This window comes from Streptomyces sp. NPDC001904, from assembly GCF_040297005.1.
GTDB lineage: Bacteria > Actinomycetota > Actinomycetes > Streptomycetales > Streptomycetaceae > Streptomyces.
In genome coordinates this window covers 1-12514 of record NZ_JBEOYI010000018.1, presented here as the reverse complement: position 1 = coordinate 12514, position 12514 = coordinate 1, and the positions used below count along the sequence as shown (strand labels likewise).

General features: G+C 72.6%; 15 protein-coding genes. 12 read left to right on the top strand and 3 right to left on the bottom strand.

Translation table 11 applies throughout. The features are described 5' to 3' along the window. The first annotated feature begins 5 nt into the window (after positions 1–5). Together ABT127_RS25605 and ABT127_RS25600 are read left to right on the top strand one after the other, a co-directional pair. Positions 6–842 (top strand): carbohydrate ABC transporter permease, encoded by an 837-nt coding sequence (locus tag ABT127_RS25605; protein WP_351454413.1) that lies wholly within the window; start codon positions 6–8, stop codon positions 840–842. An 8-nt stretch (positions 843–850) separates the two neighbouring features. Then, a complete protein-coding gene (locus ABT127_RS25600; RefSeq protein WP_351454410.1) occupies positions 851–2254 on the top strand; it encodes a GH1 family beta-glucosidase in 1404 nt (467 codons plus the stop codon). Between the two features lie 66 nt (positions 2255–2320). Here the strand turns inward: ABT127_RS25600 and ABT127_RS25595 are convergent, their stop codons facing one another. Next, positions 2321–3067 carry an IclR family transcriptional regulator gene (locus ABT127_RS25595; protein ID WP_351454407.1) on the bottom strand — a complete coding sequence of 249 codons (747 nt, stop codon included), beginning with the start codon at positions 3065–3067 and terminating at the stop codon, positions 2321–2323. Positions 3068–3265: 198 nt separating this feature from the next. Here ABT127_RS25595 and ABT127_RS25590 point away from each other — a divergent pair, with 198 nt between their 5' ends. The 9 genes from ABT127_RS25590 (at position 3266) to ABT127_RS25550 (ending at position 9175) form a co-directional block, all read left to right on the top strand. Next, entirely contained in the window at positions 3266–4399 is a 1134-nt protein-coding gene (locus tag ABT127_RS25590; protein ID WP_351454404.1) for an amidohydrolase/deacetylase family metallohydrolase, read from the top strand. A gap of 73 nt (positions 4400–4472) precedes the next feature. Next, a complete protein-coding gene (locus ABT127_RS25585; protein WP_351454401.1) occupies positions 4473–4868 on the top strand; it encodes a hypothetical protein in 396 nt (131 codons plus the stop codon). A 37-nt stretch (positions 4869–4905) separates the two neighbouring features. Then, positions 4906–5274: an SFCGS family glycine-rich protein gene (locus ABT127_RS25580; RefSeq protein WP_351454398.1), complete on the top strand. Its 369-nt coding sequence runs from the start codon at positions 4906–4908 to the stop codon at positions 5272–5274. Further along, positions 5271–5606 (top strand): DUF4312 family protein, encoded by a 336-nt coding sequence (locus ABT127_RS25575; protein ID WP_351454396.1) that lies wholly within the window; start codon positions 5271–5273, stop codon positions 5604–5606. Before ABT127_RS25580 ends, ABT127_RS25575 begins: the two co-directional genes overlap by 4 nt. 4 nt (positions 5607–5610) lie before the next feature. Then, positions 5611–6399 (top strand): DUF4311 domain-containing protein, encoded by a 789-nt coding sequence (locus ABT127_RS25570; protein ID WP_351454393.1) that lies wholly within the window; start codon positions 5611–5613, stop codon positions 6397–6399. 13 nt (positions 6400–6412) lie between these two features. Beyond that, complete coding sequence (locus tag ABT127_RS25565) at positions 6413–7150, top strand: DUF4310 family protein (protein ID WP_351454390.1); 738 nt, start codon at positions 6413–6415, stop codon at positions 7148–7150. A gap of 38 nt (positions 7151–7188) precedes the next feature. Further along, on the top strand, positions 7189–8289 hold the full coding sequence (locus tag ABT127_RS25560; RefSeq protein ID WP_351454388.1) for a DgaE family pyridoxal phosphate-dependent ammonia lyase: 1101 nt from the start codon (positions 7189–7191) through the stop codon (positions 8287–8289). Next, complete coding sequence (locus ABT127_RS25555; protein WP_351454385.1) at positions 8286–8549, top strand: HPr family phosphocarrier protein; 264 nt, start codon at positions 8286–8288, stop codon at positions 8547–8549. Before ABT127_RS25560 ends, ABT127_RS25555 begins: the two co-directional genes overlap by 4 nt. A gap of 23 nt (positions 8550–8572) precedes the next feature. Then, a complete protein-coding gene (locus tag ABT127_RS25550) occupies positions 8573–9175 on the top strand; it encodes a bifunctional 4-hydroxy-2-oxoglutarate aldolase/2-dehydro-3-deoxy-phosphogluconate aldolase (protein ID WP_351454382.1) in 603 nt (200 codons plus the stop codon). Positions 9176–9260: 85 nt separating this feature from the next. On the opposite strand, the gene ABT127_RS25545 is transcribed toward ABT127_RS25550, so the two are convergent. Next, positions 9261–10517: an ROK family transcriptional regulator gene (locus ABT127_RS25545; protein WP_351454379.1), complete on the bottom strand. Its 1257-nt coding sequence runs from the start codon at positions 10515–10517 to the stop codon at positions 9261–9263. Positions 10518–10530: 13 nt separating this feature from the next. Further along, a complete protein-coding gene (locus ABT127_RS25540; RefSeq protein ID WP_351454377.1) occupies positions 10531–11103 on the bottom strand; it encodes a TetR/AcrR family transcriptional regulator in 573 nt (190 codons plus the stop codon). 124 nt (positions 11104–11227) lie between these two features. Here ABT127_RS25540 and ABT127_RS25535 point away from each other — a divergent pair, with 124 nt between their 5' ends. Then, positions 11228–12424, top strand: coding sequence for an MFS transporter (locus ABT127_RS25535; protein WP_351454374.1), 1197 nt, complete (start codon positions 11228–11230; stop codon positions 12422–12424). The last annotated feature ends 90 nt before the right edge of the window (positions 12425–12514 follow it).

Here is a 12514-nt window from a genome sequence, read left to right as displayed (position 1 = left end):
CCGGCATGGCAACCGTCTCCGCCTCCGCAACCACCGGGCCGAAGCGCCGCTGGGGCGCCACCGTCGCCGGCATCGTCATCCTGCTCGTGATGCTGTTCCCGCTGTACTGGATGATCAACACGGCACTCCAGCCCGAGTCGGGACTCCTCGACGTCTCGCCCGTGCCGCACTCGCTCGACCTGTCCGGCTTCTCGTCCGCCGTCAGCGAGCAGGGCGGCCACCTGCTGACCTCGCTCGCCGTCGCGCTCGGCGCCGTCGTCATCTGTCTGGCGGTCGCCGCGCCCGCCGCGTACGGACTCGCCCAGTTCCGGCTGCCCGGCACCAAGTCCATCGTCTTCGGCACGCTCATCACGCAGATGGTCCCGGGCATCGTCATCGCCAACGCCCTCTACAGCGCGTACGTCGACCTCGGCCTGGTCAACTCCTACTTCGGCCTGATGCTCGCCGACGCCTCGCTCGGCATCCCCTTCGCCATCGTCCTGATGCGCTCGTTCATGGTGGCCATCCCCAAGGAGGTCATCGAGGCGGCCGAGGTCGACGGCGCGGGCAAGCTGCGCACGTTCGTCCAGGTGGTGCTGCCGATGAGCCGCAACTCCCTGATCACGGCGGGCCTGTTCTCCTTCCTGTACGCGTGGAGCGACTTCATGTTCGCCCTCACGCTCAACACCACCGACGACGTCAAGCCCGTCACGCTCGGCATCTACCAGTACATCGGCGCCCACGTCGGCGACTGGGGCTCCGTCATGGCCGCGTCCGTCCTGTCGGCGATCCCGGCCGCCGTGCTGCTCGTTCTCGCCCAGAAGTACATTGCTGCCGGTATCACCGGCGGATCCGTCAAGTAAGGCTTCTCATGAGTGACTTGCCCGTTTTCCCCGAAGGCTTCGTGTTCGGCGCGGCCACCGCCTCTTACCAGATCGAGGGTGCGGCGAACGAGGACGGCCGCGGCCCGTCCATCTGGGACGTCTACAGCCACACGCCCGGCCGCACCGACGGCGGAGACACCGGCGACGTGGCCTGCGACCACTACCACCGCTACCCCGAGGACGTGGCGCTGCTGCGCGACCTCGGTGTCGAGTCGTACCGCTTCTCGATCGCCTGGCCGCGCATCCAGCCGACGGGACAGGGCCCCGCCAACCAGAAGGGCCTCGACTTCTACTCGCGCCTCGTCGACGAGCTGCTCGAAGCGGGCATCGAGCCCGCCGCCACGCTCTACCACTGGGACCTGCCGCAGGCCCTGGAGACTCCATCCGGCAGCGGCTTCGCCGCGGGGGGCGGCTGGCGGGTGCGTGAGACCGCCGAGCGGTTCGCCGAGTACACGGCGATCGTGGCCGGGCACCTCGCCGACCGCGTGCCGCGCTGGATCACCCTCAACGAACCGTGGTGCAGCGCGTTCCTCGGCTACTCGGTGGGCCGCCACGCGCCCGGCGCCCAGGAGGGCACCCCCGCCCTCGCCGCGGCCCACCACCTGCTCGTCGGCCACGGCCTCGCCGTCAAGGAGCTGCGCGCGGCCGGCGTGCGTGAGGTCGGCATCACCCTCAACCCGGACTTCAACGTCCCGGCCACCGACTCGGCCGCCGACCGGGCCGCCGCACTGCGCGCCGACACCCAGCACAACCTGGTGTGGACCGACCCGATCCTCGCCGGCCGCTACCCCGCGTCGGACGAGGACACCTGGGGCGAGCTGATCACCCGCCAGGACTTCCGGCTCGACGGCGACCTCGACCTCATCGCGCAGCCGCTCGACTTCCTCGGCGTCAACTACTACCGGCCCACCCTCGTCGCCGACGCCCCGCACCGGGAGCCCGACCCGGCCGTCCGCGTCGCCACCGACAACCGGTACGCGGAGCGCCCCTGGCCCGACGTGCGGCGCAACTCCATGAACTGGCCGGTCGTCCCCGAGACGTTCACCCAGTTGCTCACCGGCCTCAAGGAGCGCTACGGCGACGCGCTGCCGCCGATCCACATCACGGAGAACGGCACCGCGGAGCACGACGAGGTCGCCGCCGACGGCGCCGTGCACGACGCGGACCGGGTGACGTACCTCCACGACCACCTCACCGCCCTGCGCACCGCCATGGACGCGGGTGTCGACGTGCGCGGCTACTACGTCTGGTCGCTGCTCGACAACTTCGAATGGGCGCTCGGCTACGCCAAGCGGTTCGGCATCGTCCGGGTCGACTACGACACCCAGCAGCGCACCCCGAAGGACAGCTACCACTGGTACCGGAAGCTGATCGCCGCCCACCAGGGCTGACGGGACGCTTCGGCGCATGATGCCCGGCGGAGTCCTCCGCCGGGCATCGGCATGTCCGGCCGGGGGTCACAGGCGCCGGGACACGTCCTGCGCGGCCTGCCGGACGGCCGGCGCGAACGCGGCCAACTGGACCTCGGTGACGAGGAAGGTGAGCGAGGAGACGGAGACGGCACCGACCGCGGTGCCGTCGGCGTCGAGCACCGGCGCGGCGAGCGAGCAGATGGCCTCGTCCGCCTCCTCGTAGTCGGTGGCGTACCCGGCGGCGCGGATCGCGGCCAGTTCTTCGACGAGCGCCGCACGGTCGGTGTGGGTGCGCGGGGTACGTGCGGGCAGGCCGGTGCGGTCGAGGACCTCCGCCGCCTCGGCCGGCGGCAGGTGGGCGAGCAGGGCCTTGCCCGCGGCCGTGGCGTGCAGCGGGAGCGGCGTCCCGACGTCGGTCGCGATCCGGTAGGCGTGTCCCGGGTCGACCTTGTGCGTGTACGTCGCGTGGTCACCGCTGAGGACGGCCAGGTGGACGGCCTGCCCGAGACGCTGCTGGAGGGCGCGCAGCACGGCGTCGATGCCCACGGCGTCGTCCGCGAGGACCTGGGCGGCCAGGGCGCGGAGCTGGACGCCGCAGCCGTAGCGTCCCTCGCCGTCGGTCGCCACGTACCCCTCCTCGACGAACGTCGCGAGGACCCGGTGCGCGGTCGCCTTCGGGACGCCGGAGCGCTCCGCGATGTCGCCCAGCCGGTGCGGCCCGTCGGCGCGGGCCACCGCATGCAGCACATGCAGCGCCTTGGCGACGGAATTCGCGGGCTTGCTCGCTTCCATTGACCCTCCGTGGAGAAGCGGACTATGTTGCCAATCGATCCGCACAGCGGAACGCCATTCTACTCCACGGAACGGGATGGCGTCCTTCGGTTGTGGCACGGCCCCTGGGTGTCCGGGGCGGTGCGACCGGATGCTTCCCGCACCCACTCTCACGCTCGTGAAAGGCGGCCGTCCATGGCTGGACACGGAACTTCCTCCGTGCACCCGCAACGATTCGATCTCGTCGTGGCGGGTGGTCTGCTGGCCGACCCCCTGCTGGCCACCCCCGTACCGGGGGATCTGGCCGTGCGCGACGGACGGATCGCCGCCGTCGGCGCCCCGGGCACCCTCGTCGGCGCAAAGACGCTCGACGCCTCCGGCCTGCTCGTCGCCCCCGGCCTGATCGACCTGCACACGCACGTCTACGCCCCCAGCACCTACCTCGGCGTCGCCGCCGACGAGATCGGGGTGCGTCAGGGCGTCACCACCGTGGTGGACGCGGGCAGTTGCGGCAGCGACCACTGGGACGACTTCGCCGATAACGTTGTCGAACCGGCCGCCACCCGCGTTTTGAGCTGGCTCAACATCTCCCGGCACGGCCTGGTCCACGGGCGGCAGGAACTCTCGCACGGCCCCGACGACATCGACGAGGCGGCCACGGAGAAGCTGCTGCGCGAACACCCCGACCGGGTGCGCGGCATCAAGATCCGGATGAGCGCGTCGGTCCTCGGCGACTCGGGCCTCGCCCCGCTGCGGGCCGCCAAGCGCGTGGCCGGCCGGGTCGGCCGCCCCGTGATGGTCCACGTCGGCAACGAACCGCCGCACCTCGGCGACGTACTCGACCTGCTCGGCGAAGGGGACGTCGTCACCCACGCCTTCCACGGCAAGCCCGGCGGTCTGTTCGGCAGCGAACCCCAGGCCCGCGCCGCCGTGGCCCGCGGGGTCCGCCTCGACGTCGGACACGGCAGCGCGAGCCTCAGCTTCGCCACCGCCGAACGCGCCCTCGCCGCGGGCTTCACCCCGCACACCATCAGCACCGACCTGCACCACAGGAACGTCGAAGGTCCCGTGCACTCCCTCGTGGAGACCCTCACCAAACTCGTCGCCCTCGGACTGACCCCGCACGAGGCGATCCGCTGCTCGACCCTGCACGCCGCCCGAGTGATCGGAATGGAGGACGAGTTGGGCACCCTCCGATCCGGCTCCGCGGCGGACCTCACGCTGCTGCGGCTGACCGAGGGCCCCGTCACGCTGACCGACGCCGACGGCGGCACGCGTACCGGCACCACCCGCCTGACCGCCGTGGCCGCGGTCCGCGCCGGACGCCCGCTCCCCGTCGACGGCGCGCTCTGAGCGGGCCCCCACCCGTCCGAGCCCGGGCGCCGTACGACACGAACCACCGACCGAACCACCGAGAGGCCCGTGCATGACCACCCCCCTCATCGAGCGACTCGCGACGACCGTAGGGGACTCGGCCCACCCCGTCACCGACGCCGACCGCGCCGACCTGACCGCCTTCCTGCCGCTCGCCCAGGTCTACGCGGAGACGTGCGGCATCGGCTTCGACGACGTCCGCTCGCTCGCGCTCGCCGTGCACGCCCTCGCCTTCGTCCGGCGGGTCCGTGCGGACGAGCACCTGGACGCCCTCGACGAGGAACTCGGCGACGAGATCGCCCCCGGACGCATGGCGGCCGTCCGCACCCTCGTGGACGCCTACTGCGCGCCCCGCGGATTCTCCGCGAGCGACACCGAGATCCTGCTGCTCGCCCTGCACTTCGAGGCGGCGGCACAGCTTCAGCACCAGACCAGCCAGCAGGCATGACAGCTCAGCCATGACCGACACACCAGGGAGCACCGCCATGACAGTCAAGATCGTGATCGGACACCGGCTCGGCAAGGGCCAGGCCGTCGCCGACGGCGTACGTGCCGCGGGCGGCGAGCCCGTCCTCATCCCGGGCCCCGGCGCCGACATGAAGGTGGGCGACGTGATGGACGCCGAGGGCGCGCAGCTCGGCATCTCCTTCTGCGGCAGCGGCGGTGCGGGAGCCGTCACCGCCAAGGCCAAGTACGGCCACGACATCGAGTTCGGCATGCGCTCGGCACAGGCCGGCGTGACCGCCGTGGAACAGGGCCGCACCGTCCTCGGCTTCGGGTTCCTCGACAGCGAGGAGCTCGGCTTCAAGGTCACCGAGGCGCTGCTGAAGAAGCTGGCCAAGGAGGCCTCGTGAAGCAGTCCCGGCACACCCTGCGGCTCAGCGGGTCGGGCCCCACCCGGGAGAAGGCGTTCGCCACCGCCATCGGGCAGGTGCAGTCCGAGGTCGCCAAGCGCACCGACGGCGTCGACTTCCGCGTGGAGCCCCTGGAACTCGACGTCGTGTCCGCGGTGGAGCACCGCTGGACCGAGCGGTTCCTCGGCCTGCTCTTCCCCCGCACCCGCCGGCGCTTCGAGATCACGCTGCGCATCGAGGTCCAGGTGGCCTCCCTCGACCTGGACGCCGTCGACTTCACGGTGCGCGAGGAGCGGCTCTCCTCGCTCCAGCACGCCCTCCACATGAGGTGACCCGATGAACGAAACCCTCACCGTCCTCCTGGAGTCGCTCGTCATCGGTGGCCTCATCGGCTTCGGCGCGAGCGCGGGCGTGGCCCGCATGTTCCACGCGCCGAAGGTCCAGGGCATGGGCGCCTTCCGCACCCTGGGCGAGCTGAACGCCTGTCAGAACGACCCCGTCGCCCACTTCTCCTTCGGGCTCGGCTTCCTCTTCAACGCCTGGTCGAGCGCGGTCGGAACCGGCGCGCTCACCTCGGACGTGGACCACCGCATCGTGCCGCACTGGTCGGCGGCCGTCGCCATGGCGAAGAACCGCAACCTCGACGCGACGCTGCACAACCCGCGCCGGATGGCGCTGACCGGCGCCGTCGTCGGAATGCTCCTGGTCACCCTCCTCAACACGACGGCCGCCTCCATCCCGCACTCCCTCCAGGAGGTTGCGGCCCAGGTGCTGGGACCGGCGTCGGAGTGGCTGATCAACCCCGTCATGCCGATCATCTTCTGGATGGCCGCCGTCGACGCGGGCCGCCGCACCGGAGCCTGGGGCACCGTCCTCGGCGGACTCGGCCACCTGGTGATGGGCAACGCGGTCCCCGGCATCGTGCTCGGCATCGTCATCGGCAAGGGCGTCGACGACCTCGGCTGGACCAAGGTCACCAAGTCACTGGCCGGCGTCGTCATCGCCCTGTTCGTGGCCAGCACCTTCCTGCGCGGCGTCGACATCACCCTGCTCGAGCAGATGAAGGTGCACATCCCGCACTGGCTCACGCAGCTCCACGACACCACCGGCACCAAGCCCCAGTGAGGCAGGCAGCGACATGACCGACACATCCACCGCCGCCGCGGGCGGCATACCCGCACAGAACTCCGGTGCGCCGGAGGCCAGGAGCGGCTTCCTCAGCCGGGTGCCGGGCGAGGGCAGCTTCTGGCTGGCCGAGTGGGCCTTCCCCGTCTTCGTGGCGTGCCTGGCCGCGGGCATCTTCACCGGCACCCACCTCTACTACGTCTACGACACCGGGGTGTTCAACGACGTCGCCGTCGCCTCGATGCTCAAGGCCGGTATGCAGAACGGAAGTTACGGTGCCGCGGCCGCGTTCGGCGCGGGCTTCCTGTTCGCCCGCATCATCGAGGGCCCCATGGTCGGCATCCTCGACATCGGCGGTTCCCTGCAGACCGGCGTGGGCATCGGCATCCCCGCCATGCTCCTCGGCGCCGGGTTCACCGCGCCGCTCCAGCACTTCTGGCTCGCGGTCCCGGTCGGCGCGCTGCTCGGCGGCCTGATCGGCATCGCCATCGTCGTCATCCGGCGCGCCACCGTGAACTCCACGGGCGGCACGTCCACCTTCGGCGCCGACGTGATGATGGGCGCGGGCAACTCCGCAGGCCGCTATCTCGGCCCCCTCGTCATCATCTCCGCCGCGACCGCGTCCCTGCCCGTGGGGCTCGGCTCCACCATCGGCGCCCTCGTCTTCTACAAGTGGCAGAAGCCGCTGACCGGCGGCGCCATCATCGGCGCGATGCTCGCCGGCCTCTTCTTCCCCATCCCCGGCAAGTGACCGCCCCCGCCCCTGCACCCGCAGCGCAAGGAGACCGTGTGCCCACCCTCCACCACGACCTCGGGGTCCCGCCCGCCATCAACGCCAGCGGCCGGATGACCGCCCTCGGCGGCAGCGTCCTCGGCGACGGTGTCATCGCCGCCATGGGCGAGGCGGCCCGCCACCACGTCGTCATGGACGACCTGCTGGACGCCGTCGGCCGGGAGATCGCCGACGCGACCGGCACCGAGGCCGGTTGTCCCACCACGGGAGCCGCCTCGGGCATCGCCATCGCCGTCGCCTCCGTGATCGCGGGCACCGACGTCAGCCGTGTCGAGACCCTGCCCGACCCCGGCGACGCGCCGTGCGAGGTGATCCTGCCGCGCGGGCACTCCGTCTACTTCGGCGCCCCGATCCGCCAGATGATCGCGCTCGGCGGCGGCCGCCCCGTCGAGGTCGGCTCCGCCAACAAGGTCACCGCCGACCACCTGGCGGGCGCGATCGGCCCGCGCACGGCAGCCCTCCTCTACGTCCAGTCCCACCACGCCGTCCAGAAGGGCATGGTCTCCCTCGCGGAGACGATCGAGATCGGACGGCGGCACGACATCCCCGTCATCGTCGACGCGGCCGCCGAGGAGGACCTGAAGCACTGGCCCGCCACCGGCGCCGACCTGGTCGTCTACAGCGGCGGCAAGGCCGTGGGCGGACCCGCCTCCGGCATGATCTGCGGCAGCGCCGCACGCGTGGCCGCCTGCCGGGCCCAGTACGGCGGCATCGCCCGCCCCATGAAGGTCGGCAAGGAGACCCTGTTCGGCCTGGTCCAGGCGCTGCGCGACTACGGCAGCGCGGAGCCCGGCGGCCACCGCGAGCGCATGGAGAAGCTGGCCGCGCGCCTCGCCGACCTGCCCGGCATCACCACCCGGGTCGTCGGCGACGAGGCGGGACGCGCCATTCACCGCACCGAACTGACCGTGGACCCGGCGGAGTCCGGCCGGGACGCGGCCACGCTCGCGGCCGAACTCGCCTCCACGGGCGTCCACGTGAGGGACCACCTCGCGGTGACGGGCCGGCTGCTGATCGACCCGCGCCCGCTGCGCCCCGACGAAGAGGACCGACTCGTGGACCGGCTGACCGCGCTGCTCGGGGGAGGAGCCCGATGACCGTCGTCGAACGCCGCCTGGTCGTCACCGAGGAGGCCGGCCTGCACGCCCGCCCCGCCGCCGCCTTCGCGCAGACCGCGGCCCGCGCCGCCGCCGAGGTGACCGTCGCCCGCGAGGACGGCACCGAGGTGCCCGCGCGCAGCGTCCTGTCGCTGATGACCCTCAACATCCGCTGCGGCGACGCGATCGTGCTGCGCGCCAGCGGCACCGACGCCGAGTCCACCCTGGACGCGCTCGAGCGCATCGCGGCCCCGGCATGACCGAGCACCGTACGGAGACACCGATGAACCCCGCCGTCCCCGACGTGATCGACCGGCTGCGGCTGGCCCGCGTCACCCCGACCGTCCGTGAGGCCGACGCCGACGCGGCCGACCGGATGGCCCGCACCCTGGTCGAGTCCGGCATCACCGCCTTCGAGTTCACGGCCACCACACCCGGCTGGGAGAAGCTGGTGGAGACCTGGTCGCGCGAGGCGCCCGAGGTCACCCTGGGCCTGGGCACGGTCACCTCGCCGGAGATCGCCGAGCGGGCCCTCGCGGCCGGGGCGCACTTCCTCGTCAGCCCCTTCCAGGTGCCGGAGGTGCGCCCCGTGGCCGACGCGGCGGGCCGGCTCCTCGTCGAGGGCGGATTCACCCCGAGCGAACTGCGGATCGCGGCCGGGCGCGGGGTGGGGAAGCTCTTCCCCGCGAACATCGGCGGGATCGGCTACCTGAAGTCGCTGCTGTCCGTCCTGCCGGGCGCCAGGATCATGGCCACCGGCGGCGTCGGCGTCGACAACGCCGCGCAGTGGCTCGATGCCGGCGCCTTCACGGTCAGCATCGGCAGCGATCTGGCGAAGGGTGATGTGCGGGCCAACGTCGCGCGGCTGAAGGAGAACATCGGCTGAGCGGGGGCACCGGCCGACGCCCGGGCCGGGCCGGGACCGCGAGGCTCCGCCCCGGCCCCGGCGGCGTCCGGGCTGCCGCCCGAGTTCAGTCCCTCCCGGACTCCGCGTAGGCCGCCGGGTCCGCCAGCACCTCGCGCACCACGTGGGCCGCGGCGCCGCGTGCCGCGTCCCCGGACGAGGACGAGGCCCGCAGCCGCCCGCTGCCGGGCGTCCACAGACCCGACACCACCCGCGCCGTCAGCTCCGCGTCCGCGGCCGGCGCGAGCCACGGCTTCAGCTCGCGGAAGGCGCCGCCCAGGATCACCGCGTCCGGGTCCAGCAGGTTCACCGCCCCGGACAGCACCCGGCCGAGCCGTCGCCCGGCCTCCTCCAGAGCCTGCAGCGCCCGAGGCTGACCGGCCCGCGCCCGCGCCTCCAGCTCCGCGACGCCCGCCGCGCCCGCCTTCTCGTCCAGGTCCGCCGCCCGCAGCAGCGCCGCCTGGCCCGCGTACTGCTCCAGGCAGCCGCGCGCGCCGCAGCTGCACGGGGGCCCGTCGGGGTCGACCACGAGATGTCCGATCTCGCCCGCGAACCCGTGGGCGCCGCGCAGCAGTTGACCATTGAGGACCAGCGCGCCGCCGACACCGATCTCGCCGGTGAGGTAGACGAAGCTGTTCACCGGGGCGCGGTCGTCGTCGGCCGTGGCGAACCACAGCTCGGCCATCGCCGCGAGATTGGCCTCGTTGTCGGCGCTCACCGGAAGAGCACGGTGCTCGGGCCGCAGTGCGCTGAGCGCCTGGGCGAACAGACCCTCGACCGGAACCCGGTTCCAGCCCAGGTTCGGCGCCTGCCGCACCGCGCCGCCGGAGACCAGACCGGGCAGCGCCAACTCGGCCGCCACGGGGCGCAGTTCCTGTTCCGTGGCGGAGGCGACGGCCCGCGCGGCGATCCGGGCGGCCTGGTTGAGGACGGCGGACGGCGCCGCGCCGCGGTTGTCCATCCGCTCGACCAGGCGGACCCGGTCGGTGCCCGCGAGATCGACGACGCACACGGCCACGTAGTCGATGTTGATCTCCACGCCGAGCCCGGCGGGGCCGCTGCGGGCCACCTTCAGGACGGTGCCGGGACGGCCCGCCTGCCCGCTGAACGTCTTGCCCCACTCGCTGAGGAATCCCTCCGTCAGGAGCTGGTCGACGAGCGACGAGACCGCGGCCCGGGTCAGCCCCACGCGCGCGGCGACGCCGGCCCGGGTCGCCTCGCCCTCGTCGTGGACGGTGCGCAGCACCAGGCTCAGATTGTGCCGCCGCACGCCTGCCTTGTCGGCCTTCGCGGGCGGGGCGGGGGACGCGTTGTTGCTGTTCATCGTGGTGTCGACCCTAGACGACGCCGGAGGTGGCGGGACGTGCGACGACGGCGCCGACCACGGCCGCGATCCCCGCGCGGTCGGTGGGACGGGCGTCGACGGAGTTGTGGATGGAGAAGCCCTCCACCAGCGCGTCCAGGGCACGGGCGGTCAGCGGGTCGAAGTGCCGGGCGAGGGAGTCGCGGCTGGCCTGCATCCAGGAGCGCATCACCTCGCGCAGTTCGGGGTGGCGGGTGGCGAAGGCGTACAGCTCGTAGCTGAGCAGGAGATTGCGGTCGGAGCCCCACACCTTGCCGCAGATGATCTCGACGACCGCCTCCTGGGCCTCCTCAGGGGTGCGAGCTGCGGCCAGCAGTGCCCCGTAGCGGCTGGAGACGGTCTCGGCGAGGCGGGTGAAGGCCTCCGTGAGCAGATGCTGCATGTCGTCGAAGTAGTAGGTGAGCGAGCCGAGCGGTACCCCGGCCGCCGCGGCGATCCGGCGGAAGGTGACCTTGATGGCGCCGTGTTCGGCGATGACGTCGAGGGCCGCGTCGAGGATCCGCTCGCGCCGCCGGGGGTCGTTGGGGCCGCGGTTGCTTCCGGTCATCGTGTGGTCCGCCTTCTCTTCTCTCCGCCCCACCAGGTATGTACATTTGTGCATACCCTGGTCCTGGTGGGGGCGGGACGCGTCGCCTGCCGGTCCATTCTTCCGAACTCCTGCGGAGCTCCTGTTGATAGACCCTGCCGTGCGCCGGCGCCGTCAGGCCCTGTACCTCTTCTTCTTCCTTCCCGGCATCGCCATGTCCTCCTGGGTCACCCGCACCCCGGACGTGCGGGACGAACTGGGCGTGTCGACCGCCCAGATGGGGCTCGTCCTCTTCGGGCTCTCCGTCGGGGCCATGATCGGCATCCTGTGCTCCGGACGCTTCGTGTCGCGCTTCGGCACCCGGCCCGTGATCGCTCTGGGCACCTGTCTGATCATCGCGGCCGTCGTCGTCATCGGCGCGGGCAGCGCCCTCGCCTCCGCGCCCGTGGTCACCGCAGGGCTCTGCCTCTTCGGAGCCGGTACGGGGGCTGGCGAGGTGGCCGTGAACGTGGACGGGGCCGATGTCGAGCGCATCACCGGCCGGGCGGTCCTGCCGACGCTGCACGGCTGCTTCAGCCTGGGCACGGTGGTCGGCGGTCTGGCGGGCATGGCGGCCACGGCGGCCGACGTCCCTGCCCACTGGCACCTCGCCGTCGTCGCGGTGGTGGCCACGGCGCTCCTGCTCCACGCGCTGCGCTCGGTCCCGGCCGGTACCGGCCTCAGCGTCGAGCGGGCCGCCCGGACGGCGGGGCGGCGTTCCCGGCCGCAGGTCTGGAAGGACCACCGGCTGCTGCTGATCGGCGCCATCGTGCTGGCCATGGCCCTGGCCGAGGGCGCGGCGAACGACTGGCTGCCGCTGCTCATGGTCGACGGCCACGGCCTGAACGCGGCGGCCGGATCCCTCGTCTACGTCGGGTTCGCCGCGGCGATGACCACGGGCCGTTTCTGCGGTTCCTTCTTCCTCGACCGCTTCGGACGTGTGGCGGTCGTCCGGGCGAGTGCCGTCTCCGGCGCCGTCGGGCTCGTCCTGGTGATCTTCTCCGACAGCGCCGTCGTGGCCGCGATCGCCGTGCTGTTCTGGGGCCTCGGGGCCTCGCTCGGCTTCCCGGTGGCCCTGTCGGCGGCCGGTGACTCGGGCCCCGACCAGACGGCCCGGGTGTCCCTGGTCGCCATCATCGGGTACGTGGCGTTCCTGGTCGGGCCGCCGGCCCTGGGCTTCCTGGGCGACCACTACGGGCTGCGCTCGGCGATGGTCGCGGTCCTCGTGTTCGTCGCGGGGGCGGTTCTGCTGGCCCCGGCGGCCGACACGCGCACCCGCGAGCCCGTGCCCGCGGACGCCTAGGGCGTGTGTCGAAAGTCCCGCCTGCCCCGCGGCGCCTGGCACGCACGCTCGCGGCGTTGCCGAAACGCCCGCATAGCTCCGCTATGAGGG

Bases quoted from the DNA above. Each gene is read 5' to 3' on its own strand.
- ABT127_RS25540 (WP_351454377.1), bottom strand. From the start codon at position 11,103: ATGACCGGAAGCAACCGCGGCCCCAACGACCCCCGGCGGCGCGAGCGG.
- ABT127_RS25585 (WP_351454401.1), top strand. From the start codon at position 4,473: ATGACCACCCCCCTCATCGAGCGACTCGCGACGACCGTAGGGGACTCG.
- ABT127_RS25570 (WP_351454393.1), top strand. From the start codon at position 5,611: ATGAACGAAACCCTCACCGTCCTCCTGGAGTCGCTCGTCATCGGTGGC.
- ABT127_RS25595 (WP_351454407.1), bottom strand. From the start codon at position 3,067: ATGGAAGCGAGCAAGCCCGCGAATTCCGTCGCCAAGGCGCTGCATGTG.
- ABT127_RS25600 (WP_351454410.1), top strand. From the start codon at position 851: ATGAGTGACTTGCCCGTTTTCCCCGAAGGCTTCGTGTTCGGCGCGGCC.
- ABT127_RS25565 (WP_351454390.1), top strand. From the start codon at position 6,413: ATGACCGACACATCCACCGCCGCCGCGGGCGGCATACCCGCACAGAAC.
- ABT127_RS25605 (WP_351454413.1), top strand. From the start codon at position 6: ATGGCAACCGTCTCCGCCTCCGCAACCACCGGGCCGAAGCGCCGCTGG.
- ABT127_RS25580 (WP_351454398.1), top strand. From the start codon at position 4,906: ATGACAGTCAAGATCGTGATCGGACACCGGCTCGGCAAGGGCCAGGCC.
- ABT127_RS25555 (WP_351454385.1), top strand. From the start codon at position 8,286: ATGACCGTCGTCGAACGCCGCCTGGTCGTCACCGAGGAGGCCGGCCTG.
- ABT127_RS25550 (WP_351454382.1), top strand. From the start codon at position 8,573: ATGAACCCCGCCGTCCCCGACGTGATCGACCGGCTGCGGCTGGCCCGC.
- ABT127_RS25545 (WP_351454379.1), bottom strand. From the start codon at position 10,517: ATGAACAGCAACAACGCGTCCCCCGCCCCGCCCGCGAAGGCCGACAAG.